This window comes from Bradyrhizobium sp. Unk1, from assembly GCF_059512345.1.
On the sequence record NZ_JCAMOP010000014.1, the window covers coordinates 210,892 to 223,024 of the forward strand.

Below are 12,133 nucleotides of genomic sequence, written 5' to 3' on the forward strand. Positions count from 1 at the left end.
TCATTGCGAGCGAAGCGAAGCAATCCAGACTGCCTCCGCGGATATACTCTGGATTGCTTCGTCGCTTCGCTCCTCGCAATGACGGAGAGAGGTTCGAAGTCATGAACAAGCCCGTCCAGCCGATGTCGTCGTTGTCCCTGAAACTACCGAAGGCGGATCGTTCGATCGAGACCTACCGGCTCGCGGCCTCGCGAACGTTTCCCACGAAACTCGAGGGACCGCTGAACCGCATCGCCTTCTCGGCGGTGCACACCGTCGTCGATCCCTTTGCGGACAACGATCCCTGGCTCTCCGCTGCTGTCGACTGGGACAAAACCATCGCCTTCCGCGAGCACGTCTGGGACCTCGGCCTCGGCGTCGCCGAAGCCATGGACACCGCGCAACGCGGGATGGGGTTGGACTGGCCGACCTCGCTGGAGCTGATCACGCGTTCGGTCAGCGCCGCCAAGCGGCGCAATGCGCTGGTGTTCTCTGGTGCGGGCACGGACCATCTTGCGGTCGAGGATGCCAAGAGCCTTGACGATGTGATTCGCGCCTATGAGGAGCAGATCTCGGCGGTCGAGAAGGTCGGCGGCCGCATCATCTTGATGGCGTCACGCGCGCTGGCGAAACTCGGCCGCAACGCCGATGACTACGCAAAAGTCTATGACCGCGTGCTGTCGCAGGTCCGTGAGCCCGTGATCATCCACTGGCTCGGCGATATGTTCGATCCGGCGCTGACGGGATATTGGGGCACCAGAGATCTCGACAAGGCGATGGACACAGCGGTGGCCATCATCAACGGCAACGCCGCCAAGGTCGATGGTGTAAAAGTTTCGCTGCTCGACAAGCAACGCGAGATCGACATGCGCAGGCGCCTGGACAAGCGCATCAAGATGTACACCGGCGACGATTTCAACTACGCGGAGCTGATCGCCGGCGACGACCAGGGCTTTTCGCACGCGCTGCTCGGCATCTTCGACGCGATCGCGCCGGCGGCGTCCTACGCGCTGTCGCGGCTCGCGGCAGGCGACGAAGCCGGCTTCCATGACGTGCTGGGTCCGACCGTCCCGCTGTCACGTCATATCTTTAGGGCGCCGACGCGCTTCTACAAGACGGGCGTCGTCTTCATGGCGTATCTCAATGGCCACCAGGATCATTTTACCATGGTCGGGGGACAGGAGAGCGCGCGCTCGATGCTGCATCTGGCCGAGCTGTTCCGGCTTGCCGATCAGGCCGGCCTGCTCGCCAATCCTGAGCTCGCGACGCGGCGGATGAAGACCGTGCTGGCCTCGCGCGGACTGGAAGACTGATGCGCGATTTCTCGTCCGACCATCGCTGGCTGTCGCTGAACACAGCGACGGTCCGCAAGCAGGGTGACCTCGTCGAGATCATCGAGGCCTGTGCAAGGCATGACATCCGCGCCATCGATCCCTGGCGCGACCAGGTCGCTTCCGTCGGTCTCGATCGCGCCGCGCGCGCGGTGCGCGATGCCGGCCTCGAGCTGTCGGGCTATTGCCGCGGCGGCATGTTCACCTCGGACGCATCGCTCCGGGGGGAAGTGCGCGACGACAACCGCCGCTGCGTGGATGAGGCCAAGGCGCTGGGCGCGCCCTGCATCGTTCTCGTCGTCGGCGGCCTGCCGCAATATTCGCGGCCGGGCAGCGGGGCGTCGAAGGATATCGCGCGCGCACGCGGGCAGGTTGAGGAAGCGCTTGCCGAGATGCTCGACTATGCCAAACAGGCAAAGCTGCCGCTGGCGATCGAGCCCTTGCATCCGGCCTATGCAGCCGACCGCGCCTGCGTGAACACCACAAAGCAGGCGCTCGACATTTGCGACCGGCTCGACCCTGATCGTACCGGCATCCTCGGCGTCGCGCTCGACGTCTATCACATCTGGTGGGATCCGGAGCTGATGGGACAGATCGCGCGCGCCGGCAAGGATCGCCTGCTCGCCTTCCATGTCTGCGACTGGCTGGTGCCGACCAACGACATCCTCAATGACCGCGGCATGATGGGCGACGGCGTCATCGACATCAAATCGGCGCGCGCTGCGGTCGAGGCGCAGGGGTTTGCCGGCTATTCGGAGATCGAGATCTTCTCCAACGACTGGTGGAGCAAGCCGATGGACGAGGTGCTGAGCACGTGCATTACGCGGCACAAGAGGGTGGTGTAGCTCCCACGCGCGCTGTCCTCACGGGCGTGCGACTTGTTGCAGCGCGTTGAAGCGCGCCTTCCGCTTGACGGCACCGAAGCGGCGGGCTCGAGCGATTCAGCGAGCCGGTTGGAGTACCACCAACGAGAGGTGGACAGCCGTCAGCTTTCAGGCAGAATGATATCATCCCGATGCCGCAGCCTCGCCACGGTCTGCGCCAGATCGGATGCGGTAATCAGTGGCATCAACGATCGGCAGGCACGGCGGATGTACCCACGCCTGATGATCTTGGATGGCCCCGGCGCGCAATCGTCGGGGCCATTGTTGTGATCGGCGGGGGCAACGCTAACGACTTTTGCCGGAGGCCCCGGCGTGTTCCAGCCCCAGGCCCGTTCCATTGCGGCGACAAGGAAAGACCGCCCGAAGGCGGTCTTGCAGTCCAATGGGCCGGGCCAAAATAGTTTCGGGATCAAACCTTGTCCGGCCCGGTCTGATCGCCAGCTAACCACTATCCCGGGAAGGCCGCTGACAATTAAGATTTCAGTCCTGAAATGGAATGCACCTGCGGCTTGGGAACCCGCCGTCCGAGGCGAGTCTTGTTGCGTGCCTGTGTGCAGCGGTGGCCGAAGGGGCTGCGGCGCTGAGAACTTCGACTAGCTCTGAGGGCTGAAGCTGCTCACGTCGGTGAAAAGTCTGACGATTGCGCTATCATCGATTGACGTCAAACACCGGACTATCACTCGTCAATTCAATCTGCGAAATTGTGACGACACAAATGCGCTTGTAAACAAGCTGGCGCGAAGGGAGGTTGGCAGTGGAGGCAGTGGAGAGAGTGCAGCGCTTGCGTGCGATGGGTTCGCTGTGCCGCCAACAGGCCGCGTACAACAGCATGAACAAATGGAAGCTGCTCGCAGAAGCAGAATACTGGGACCACCTGGCCGATCTTGAGTTGTCTGCTCACTCCCAGCAATGCAACGCCGTCGGCTCGGATGAGAAAGAGCGGCCTCAAGCGATCCCAACCACGAATGACGCTGGACCGAAGACGATTTCCGTCGCGTGAGGTCAAGACGAAGCGGTTGTTTGCATCCCGTGCCACCGCACTTATCACAGAGAGAAGCGGCCCGGACACGCATGTTCTGGTCGAACTGTGGAGCAGGGCGATAATGGCACCCCGCGTCGTTCGGCCGCTGCTCACATTGCAACGAGAGAATGCGACGCCGCCGTCAAGGGCCTGCGAGCTGTTGCAGCGTGTTGAAGCGCGCCTTCTGCTCGCTGCTCAGCGTGGCATAGAACTCGTCCAGGGCGGGCTCGACCAGCTTGGCGGCCTGAAGCATGGCCTCGAGCCGGTGCTGCATCGCTTCCAGCCGTCCGACCGGCGTCAGCGGCACATCGTTCGGACAGGCTGCCTGTAGGCCCTCAACGCCCTTCGCCGTCGCTTCGCCGAGACGGTCGAGCGCCTCCTTCTGCTTGCCCGCGGGATGGAGCACAGCCTCGATCCTTTGGATCGGCAATTGGGTCAGGCCGGACTTCGGATCGCCGCAGCCTTCGGCACTGCCTTCCTGGGCACCGGCTTCCTGCTGCCGAGGCGAGCGGTCGCCGATGTTGGGGCCGAGCGCGTTGAAGCGGGCCTGCTGCTCGTCACTGAGCGAGTTGTAGAAATTCTCCAGTGCCGGTCGCACGATCTTGACAGCATCCAGTGTCGCGCTGACGCGGTTCATCATCGCCCGCAAGCGGCCGGGCGGCGTCAGTGCATAAGTATCAGCGCAGGAGTCCTTGAACACACCGGCAGCATTGGCCGCCGCGGTCTTCAACGCGTCGAGCAGCGCGCGTTGCTCCGCCGTCGGCCGCACCGCGCTCGTGATATCGTCGAGCGGCCAAGCAGTGACGCCCTTGTCCGGTGTGCCGCACAATTGCTGCAGCGTCTGCGGGCTCGCGCTGGCGCGCTGGCGCGCGCGGGTGCCGCCGCCGGCTTGCGGATAGTCATTCGGGTTGGTGCTGGCATAGGCGGAATAGGGACTGTCATCGCCCCAGAACACGGTGTCGACGAAGTCGTCATACGCGTACGCCCAATAGCCGGGCTCGTAAGCATAGGACCAGAACGTGTAGTCAAAAATGTCGGAATAGGCGTAGGGCCAGAACACGGGCCCAAGCCATGCCACGAACACCGCGGGATGGCGGTGTCGCCAGGCCTGCCGGGGAGCCCAGCCGCTCTGGCGGGCGACGAGGGCCGCCTGGGTTTGCGCAAGAGGCCGCTCGCGGAAGTGCGCGCCAAACCGCCCGCGCGCGGCGCCTGCCGCTGCAACTGTTGCAGCGGGGGCCTGCGGTCCCAGCCTCTGCTGGCGCGCCAGATCGCTCTGCTGTGCGCGTTGCTCGCGGTCGAGCAAGCGGTTCTGCGTCTGGAGTATCCGTTGCTGCTCGCGCTGCGCGCGTGCGCCTTCCGGTTTCTGCGACTGCAATGTCTGCACGCGCTGCTGCAGGCGATCGATGCGGGTCTGACGCTCCGTCGTCTGGCGCGACAGCATCACGCGCTGCCGTTGCTCGACGTGCTGCTCACGCTGTTGTACGCGCTGCTCGCGCTCCAGCTGCCTGTTCTGCGACTGCAGCAATCGCTGCTGATCGCGTTGCGCTCTCGCGCCTTCCGGTTTTTGCGACTGCAATGTCTGCACACGCTGCTGCAAGCGGTCGATGCGGCCCTGGCGTTCCGAGGCTTGGCGCGACAGCGTCTCGCGCGGCTGTTCCGGCCGCACGCTCGCAGCCGACGGTGCGCTTGGGTGTGAGGGGGCGGCGATCTGCGGCGTCGGTTGCGGTACCATCGCCGGACGTTGCGGCGCTGCCGGCGCGCGGTGGAATTCAGGCCGGGGCGCCGCCACGTGCGGGGTAGCCCGCTGCGGCGGTGCCGCGAAGTGCGGGGCCGGGCGCGGTGGCGGTGAGGCCATGCGAGGCGCCGGATTCGGCGCCATGGCCGGTCGCTGCGGCATGGCCGGAGGATGAAATGCCGGCGCGGCGGGACGCGCCATGGCAGGTGGTGCTGCCGGACGCGCCATCGCAGGTGGTGGTGCTGGCCGGGCTGCCGGCGCTGCAGCTGGACCGGGTGGCCCGCCTCTTCCATGTCCCTGGCCGGGTCCTTGGGCGAACGCACTGATGCTCGCCGTCAGCATCGAGACACCAACTAGAACAGCCGTCAGGCAAACGCCACGCGGAAGCATGATTGTCGCTCCCAGCTCGTAATCGCCCACGACGTTCAACGCACGGCTGGCGGAATCGTTCTTTGCTGGCCGCGGCCGGCATTGCGATCTTCCGACGCAGGCAGCTTCAGGAGAAATCCTGCGTCAGGGTGGTGGCGAACTGCTCCAGCGCCCAGTCGATTTCAAGCGGCTGTCCAGCTTGAGCCAATTGCGGGCGAGTTGCTGACGTCGGAAGACCTTGCAGGACTATGCCGGCTTCTCGGAGATCGAGATCTTCTCCAACGACTGGTGGGGCAATTGGACGAGGCGCTGCGCTGGCGCGCCCGGTCCGGCACGCTAGGACGCGCGGTTGAGAAAGATCGGCAGCCCCTGCTTGTTGGCGTAGATGGGGCGGTAGCGCTCCGTGTTGTAGCTGCTCGCAACGTCCAATTTGCGCGGACCGAGCTTGGCGTCAGGGATGGGCACGAGGTCGTAGCGGCCCTCGACCAGCGCCGACATGAGGCCGGTCTTGCTTTCCAGCATGGCATCGTAGGCCATGTTACCGAAAGTCAGGGCCACAAGCTTGTCGATGAAGTCCGGATCGCCCGATCGCAAATCGTAGGTGAGATCGGAGGTGATCGTCTCCTCCCCGGTACGCTGCTTGATCTCGTCAGCAAGCGATTCCGCCACGTTGGCCTTCTTGCGGTGACCGTAGGCGTCAGGCTCGCCGTATTCCCGCAGCTTGTAGCCTTCCCACTGAGCTCCCTCGCTGAGCACGATCAGCGCGTAGTTGCTTGGATTGGCGCGCTTGTCCTCGACGAGCAACTGGATCAGCTTGTCGAGGTCGACCTTATACTCCGGTATGACGCATCGTATCGAGGTCGCATACGCGGTGTAGAGTGCCGTAAATCCGGCATCGCGGCCAAAGACGCGGAAAATGCCAATTCGCTCATGCGAGCCGATGGTGGTGCGCTGCCGCTGGATGGCATCGCTGGCACGGGTGATCGCGGTCGAGAACCCGATGCAGTACTCAGTGTTGCGGACGTCATTATCCATCGTCTTCGGGATGGCGATGATCTTGACGCCGAGTTCGTTGAGCTTGGCCGCATAACTGAGCGTGTCGTCGCCGCCGATGGCGATCAGGTGTTCGATGCCAAGTCCCGAAAGGTTAGCGAGCACCCGGTTGGTGAGGTCCCACGTCTTTGTCGCGATGCCGCCGTTGGTGCTCAGCGAGACCGGCACATCATTGCCGACGAGATGATCTGGCAGCTTTTGTATTTTGGAGGGATTGACGCGGCTCGAGTGCAGCACGGTACCGCCGCGCCGGTCGATGGTTCGAGTGTTTTCACGGTTCAGCGGGATGACGTAGTGGGACCTGCTGTTAGGGTCGTCGAGGTTCAGGTGCGTGAGGGCCTCCCAACCACGGCGCAGACCGACAACTTCGATGTCGTCCTCACTGCCGCGATAAGTCACGCTCTTGATGACTGCATTGAGGCCGGCGACGTCGCCGCCGCCCGTGAGAATGCCGATGCGTTTCTTGGCCATATCCACCTCCGGATCGGCATGTCGTCATAGCGCCTGCATCTGTCGATTGAATGGTGAACGTCGCTCCAGCTTCTGATTGGAGGCGGTCGCTACTCGGCCGCTTCCGGTTTGCGGTCGTCGCGCAGTCGAAAGCGCTTCAGCAGTCCGGACACGGTGTCGCGGAAGCCGCCATATTCCAGTTCGGAATAGGGTAGCATGGCGGCGCCAGACCAGCCTTGGCTGCGCATCTCGATGGCCTTGCGCTGGGCGCGCCGGCGAACCTCATCCCATGCCTGGTTGTCGAAGAAATCGGTGTAGGACTCCGCAAAGCGGCCTTCCCTGTCGATCGAAAAGCCGACGCAAGAAACGATCGGCAGGCAGTACATGCCGGTAACGGGCGTGTTGAGTGGCACCGGCATGAGCGGCATCACATGCGAGCCGCGTGCATCGCCGCCCACGAAGTGCGCTTTGGCGAACGGCGAGATTATTTCCTCCGGAGCTGGGAAAATCCCCTGGTTCCTGACGATCGCGACTGGATCATCCTTGCCGGTGTACTTGCCTGCGATCGCGTGGAGGCGCTGTGCCGAAACGGCTACGACGACCTCGCCATGGGTTCGAGAAATGATGCGATCGATGCCGAAGCGCTCGTTGTCGCGAAGCAGGGCGGCGATGTGGTAGCTGTCGGCGGGTGCGTCGAGCTCGAGTAGGCTGTCGCCGGCTGTGTTGTCCATGTCGATGACATGGAAACGGAATCCCTTGATCATCGGAGGCAGCATCAGCCCAGCGCAGTACATAGGGTCGGCAAAGGCGAGATAGAGCGGCAGGTTGTAGGCGCCGGGGCCGCATTTGTCGGCCGCGAACACCATGAAGGACTCCGCGGGTCGCACGCCGGAGAGGCTGTGGTCGAAGCTGAGCTCGGCGACGCCTGGGCCGGCGCCGCGAATGTTCCCGGAAGGCGCGTCGGCGAGAAGATCCTGGCCAGCGCCATAGAGCCCTGAGCTTTTCGCGACCGAGGTGGCCGCGAGGAACGACTTCCAAGCGAGCTGATGTACCTCGGAGCTTCCTTCGCCCCGAGTGTGCGTCATGATGATCGCAATGTCGTCGCCGGTGTGGCAGATGAAACCGTCGATCAGCAGGCCATTGCAGATCGCCTTGGCAACCTCGCCCTCGACAGTCGCGATCATGCGTGAAGACGGTTTCGTATGCCCGCCAACGGAGCCAACGTCAGCTTTGATGACTGAAAGAGTGAGTCTCATGAGCATTTCTCCGATCCGCGCAGCTCATCGCCTCCGGCCTCAGCGCTTGCTGCGCCGGGCACGGCGCTGCTCATTCGCGGACAAAAACGTCCGTCGCTCCGATAGGTTCCACGCACGCCGTTCATCCGGTTGCCGGGATCATGCCGAGTTTTGCCTTAGGACCATGAGTCACTACTGTTTGCTGCGCTGCACGAGTCCGGTTCTGGCCGGACCGCTAACTCGTCGTTGGCTGCGGCCGGCATTGCGATCTTCCGACGCAGGCAGCTTCAGGACAAATCCTGCTATTCGAAGATCGAGATATTCTCCAACGACTGGTGGGGTAGTCCGATGGACGAGGTGCTGCGCACCTTGCTGCGACTCGACTTGGTCGCGAATGACCCGCAACGGACCTCGCCTCTTTGCCAACTGGTGACGTTCATATCCTGTCCGCGTTCCTCCTGTGATATTAGTGACGCAGTCGGCCAAATACGGCGGCGCGCTTTGTCGGATGACCGATATTGGTCGGACTCCGCGATGTTCCCCCGCTAGACCTGATACCGCAGAGCCCCGCTTAACGGGTTCATGCGCGACCGGCGCCACAACGGCGCAACGGAATTTCAAACGTCGCTATTTGGGCTGCGGGGAGATTTGTTTGTCTTATTTTGAAGCGTCTGAAGGCGCGCTGGAAACCGGCGCGGCCGTTGTTGCGCGCAAGCGATCGATTAGCCGCTTTGCGGCGCTGACCTTGGCCGCGTTGTCCCGCCGCCTGCTGGGCACCAGCTCCATGGTGGCGCTCGGACTGGTCCTGGCAACATCGACGCCATCGCGCGCCACCGACTGGACCGGCGGCACCTCAACCGACTGGTTCACCGCCACCAACTGGTCGGCCGGCGTTCCAACCAGCGCGGTCGACGCGAATATCGACACCGTTGCGCCCAATGCCACAGTGGTCGGAGCGGCCGGCGCGCAGGCGCGTAGTGTCTTTGTCGGCATTTCCGGCACTGGAAAGCTGACGATCCGGAACGGCGGCACGATGAGCAACGCCGGGTTCGGCTATTTCGGCTACGGTTTCGGCGCGACCGGCACCGTGACGGTGGATGGCGCCGGCTCGGCCTTGACCAATTCCAGCGACCTCTATGTCGGCTATTTCGGCGCCGGCACGCTGACGATCCGGAACGGCGGCACGGTGAGCACCGCCAACATCGGCTATCTCGGCTTCGTTGCCGGCTCGACCGGCACCGTGACGGTTGATGGCGCTGGCTCGGCCTGGACCAGTTCCAGCACGCTCGTTGTCGGCTATTCCGGCACCGGCACGCTGACGATCCAGAACGGCGGCAAGGCGAGCAACGTCGGCCACGCCTTCCTCGGCAACAATGCCGGCTCGACCGGCACCCTGACGGTTGATGGCGCCGGCTCATCCTGGACCAATTCCGGCGTGCTCGTTGTTGGCGAATCCGGCACCGGCACGCTGACGATCGCCAATGGCGGCGCCGTCTCGCCGGCTTCGGGCATGCAAATCGCCCGTCAGGCCGGCTCGACCGGCACGCTCAATATCGGCGCCGCCGCCGGCCAGACCGCGGCCGCGCCGGGCACTCTGACCACGCCCTCGATCGCGTTCGGGGCAGGCACCGGCCGCATCGTCTTCAACCACACCGCCTCGAACTACAACTTCGCCCCGACCATTTCCGGCGCGGGGTCGGTGACGGTGGAGAACGGCACCACCATGCTGACCGCGACCAACACCTATAGCGGGCCGACCACGGTCAATGGCGGCGTGCTGCAGCTCGGCAACGGCGGCACCACCGGCTCGATCCTGGGCAACGTGCTCAACAACGCCACGCTCGCGTTCAATCGCTCCAACGCCTACCAGTTCGACGGCGCGATCTCCGGTACCGGCGGCGTGCAGCAGAACGGCGTCGGCACAACTGCGCTCACAGCCGCCAACACCTATGCCGGAGCTACGACGATCAATGCCGGCACGCTAAGGGGCGCTGCGGCGAACACATTCAGCGCTACGAGTGCGACGACAATCAACACCGGTGGCACGCTCGATCTCGGTTTGCTGGGACAAACGATCAATATCGCTTCGCTATCGGGCGGCACGTTGGCCAACGGCGCGTTGACCGGCGCAGTGACCTCAAGCGGCGGCACGCTGAACAGCCTCGGCGGCGCCATGACGCTGACGGTGAATAGCGGCGCGACCAATGTGACGGGCACCAACACCTTCACAGGCGCGACCACGGTCAACGGCGGCCTGCTCTCGGTCAACGGCACGAGCACGGCCAGCGCGGTGACGGTGAATGCCGGCGGCACGCTCGGCGGCAACGGCACGGTCGGCAACACGACCATCAATGGCGGCACGCTGGCGCCCGGCAATTCGATCGGGACGTTGACCGTGCAGGGCAATCTCGTGTTGACGGCCGCATCGAGCTACATGGTCGAGGTATCGCCTTCGGCGGCCGACGGCACCAACGTCACCGGCGTGGCGACGTTCGGCGGCGCCACCGTCAAGGCATCTTTCGCAGCCGGGACCTATGTCGCAAAGCAATACACCATCCTCAACGCCACCGGCGGTATCGGCACCAGCAAGTTCGGCTCGATCGTCAACACCAACTTGCCGGGTGGATTCACGTCGAGCCTGAGCTATGACACCAACAATGCTTATCTCAATCTCGCTCTCAGCTTCGTGCCGCTGACCGGGACGGGTCTCAACATCAACCAACGGAACATCGCCGACTCGATCGTCAATTTCTTCAACACCAACGGCGGTATTCCGCTGGCGTTCGGCGGGTTGACGCCGGCGGGACTGGCCCAGATCTCCGGCGAGACCGGCACGGGATCGCAGCAAACCACGTTCAACGCCATGAACCAGTTCATGGGTCTGCTGACCGATCCCTTCGTCGACGGTCGCGGCGATGGCGTTTCAGCGGGATCATCCGCGGGCGCATCGGCCTACGCCTCGCAGGACAGACCGCGTTCCGGTGCGGCGCGGGACGCCAATGCGATGTTCACCAAGGCGGCCGTCATGGCCGATCCGTTCGCGCAGCGCTGGAGCGTGTGGGCGGCGGGCTATGGCGGCTCGCAGACCACCGATGGCAACACGACACTCGGCTCCAACAACACGACCAGCCGCATCGCAGGCACCGCGGTCGGCGCCGATTATCGTATCTCGCCGAATACGCTGGCGGGCTTTGCGCTGGCGGGCGGTGGTACGAACTTCAGCGTCGTCAATGGCGGCTCTGGCCGATCTGATATGTTCCAGGCCGGCGCCTTCATCCGGCACAATGCGGGTGCGGCGTATCTCTCCGGCGCGCTGGCCTATGGCTGGCAGGACATCACCACCAACCGCACCGTGACGGTGGCCGGCATCGACCAGTTGCGCGCGCAGTTCAACACCAATGCGTGGTCCGGTCGCGTCGAAGGCGGCTATCGTTTTGTCAGCCCAGGGATGGGCGGGGTGGGCATCACGCCTTATGCCGCAGGCCAGTTCACCACCTTCGACCTGCCGGCTTATGCCGAGCAGGCAGTAACCGGCGCCAACACGTTTGCGCTGGCCTACGGCGCGAAGAGCGTCACCGATACGCGCAGCGAACTCGGCCTTCGCAGCGACAAATCATATGCGATGCCGGACGGAATCTTCACGCTGCGGGGGCGCCTGGCATGGGCGCATGATTTCAATCCCAACCGTAATATCGGTGCGACGTTCCAGACGCTGCCGGGCGCATCCTTTGTCGTTGGCGGCGCCGCGCAAGCCCGCGACTCCGCGCTCGTCACCGCCTCTGCCGAAAAGAAATGGCTGAACGGCTGGTCCGCCGCCGCCACCTTCGAGGGCGAGTTCTCCGACGTCACCACCAGCTACGCCGGCAAGGGCGCGGTGCGGTATTCCTGGTAAATTGACGACTTCCGGTTTTGGCCCATCGCGTCGTTTCGCGGCGGTGCGGAATTTGATCGCTACCAGGGCACAACGGACATTGGGCGAGCCTGCACCAATCAAGCTCGCTTTATGATGGGGTGGACGCCCCGCCCGACGGCATCGATGTGCCAAAGTGGAGTTGTTGAGCACCACTTAAGGGAGG

At 63.9% G+C, this 12,133-nt stretch carries 9 protein-coding genes; 6 read left to right on the forward strand and 3 right to left on the reverse strand.

Annotated elements, in window-relative coordinates:
- Window positions 1-101 precede the first annotated feature (101 nt).
- From AC5ZFO_RS20140 to AC5ZFO_RS20150, 3 genes are all read left to right on the forward strand, one after another.
- The gene (locus AC5ZFO_RS20140) at window positions 102-1,292 is read left to right on the forward strand and encodes a dihydrodipicolinate synthase family protein (protein WP_282522821.1); all 1,191 of its coding nucleotides are present in this window, start codon (window positions 102-104) and stop codon (window positions 1,290-1,292) included.
- Complete coding sequence (locus AC5ZFO_RS20145; protein ID WP_496122419.1) at window positions 1,292-2,155, forward strand: sugar phosphate isomerase/epimerase family protein; 864 nt, start codon at window positions 1,292-1,294, stop codon at window positions 2,153-2,155. Before AC5ZFO_RS20140 ends, AC5ZFO_RS20145 begins: the two co-directional genes overlap by 1 nt.
- A 793-nt stretch (window positions 2,156-2,948) precedes the next feature.
- Window positions 2,949-3,194 (forward strand): hypothetical protein, encoded by a 246-nt coding sequence (locus AC5ZFO_RS20150; RefSeq protein WP_282522823.1) that lies wholly within the window; start codon window positions 2,949-2,951, stop codon window positions 3,192-3,194.
- Window positions 3,195-3,357: 163 nt separating this feature from the next.
- Here AC5ZFO_RS20150 and AC5ZFO_RS20155 read toward each other — a convergent pair whose 3' ends face one another.
- On the reverse strand, window positions 3,358-4,518 hold the full coding sequence (locus tag AC5ZFO_RS20155) for a Spy/CpxP family protein refolding chaperone (RefSeq protein WP_282522824.1): 1,161 nt from the start codon (window positions 4,516-4,518) through the stop codon (window positions 3,358-3,360).
- 24 nt (window positions 4,519-4,542) lie between these two features.
- Here AC5ZFO_RS20155 and AC5ZFO_RS20160 point away from each other — a divergent pair, with 24 nt between their 5' ends.
- On the forward strand, window positions 4,543-4,911 hold the full coding sequence (locus tag AC5ZFO_RS20160) for a hypothetical protein (RefSeq protein ID WP_282522825.1): 369 nt from the start codon (window positions 4,543-4,545) through the stop codon (window positions 4,909-4,911).
- 215 nt (window positions 4,912-5,126) lie between these two features.
- On the forward strand, window positions 5,127-5,276 hold the full coding sequence (locus AC5ZFO_RS20165) for a hypothetical protein (protein WP_282522826.1): 150 nt from the start codon (window positions 5,127-5,129) through the stop codon (window positions 5,274-5,276).
- 379 nt (window positions 5,277-5,655) lie between these two features.
- On the opposite strand, the gene AC5ZFO_RS20170 is transcribed toward AC5ZFO_RS20165, so the two are convergent.
- Together AC5ZFO_RS20170 and AC5ZFO_RS20175 are read right to left on the reverse strand one after the other, a co-directional pair.
- Window positions 5,656-6,843 carry a 6-phosphofructokinase gene (locus AC5ZFO_RS20170; protein ID WP_282522827.1) on the reverse strand — a complete coding sequence of 396 codons (1,188 nt, stop codon included), beginning with the start codon at window positions 6,841-6,843 and terminating at the stop codon, window positions 5,656-5,658.
- An 89-nt stretch (window positions 6,844-6,932) separates the two neighbouring features.
- Window positions 6,933-8,084: a fructose-1,6-bisphosphatase gene (locus tag AC5ZFO_RS20175; RefSeq protein WP_306664498.1), complete on the reverse strand. Its 1,152-nt coding sequence runs from the start codon at window positions 8,082-8,084 to the stop codon at window positions 6,933-6,935.
- 625 nt (window positions 8,085-8,709) lie between these two features.
- Between AC5ZFO_RS20175 and AC5ZFO_RS20180 the strand changes: the two genes are divergently transcribed.
- Window positions 8,710-11,949 carry an autotransporter outer membrane beta-barrel domain-containing protein gene (locus tag AC5ZFO_RS20180; protein WP_496122420.1) on the forward strand — a complete coding sequence of 1,080 codons (3,240 nt, stop codon included), beginning with the start codon at window positions 8,710-8,712 and terminating at the stop codon, window positions 11,947-11,949.
- The last annotated feature ends 184 nt before the right edge of the window (window positions 11,950-12,133 follow it).

Coding starts and splice junctions, on each gene's coding strand:
- AC5ZFO_RS20140 (WP_282522821.1), top strand. CDS start 102: ATGAACAAGCCCGTCCAGCCGATGTCGTCGTTGTCCCTGAAACTACCG.
- AC5ZFO_RS20145 (WP_496122419.1), top strand. CDS start 1,292: ATGCGCGATTTCTCGTCCGACCATCGCTGGCTGTCGCTGAACACAGCG.
- AC5ZFO_RS20165 (WP_282522826.1), top strand. CDS start 5,127: ATGCCGGCGCGGCGGGACGCGCCATGGCAGGTGGTGCTGCCGGACGCG.
- AC5ZFO_RS20170 (WP_282522827.1), bottom strand. CDS start 6,843: ATGGCCAAGAAACGCATCGGCATTCTCACGGGCGGCGGCGACGTCGCC.
- AC5ZFO_RS20175 (WP_306664498.1), bottom strand. CDS start 8,084: ATGCTCATGAGACTCACTCTTTCAGTCATCAAAGCTGACGTTGGCTCC.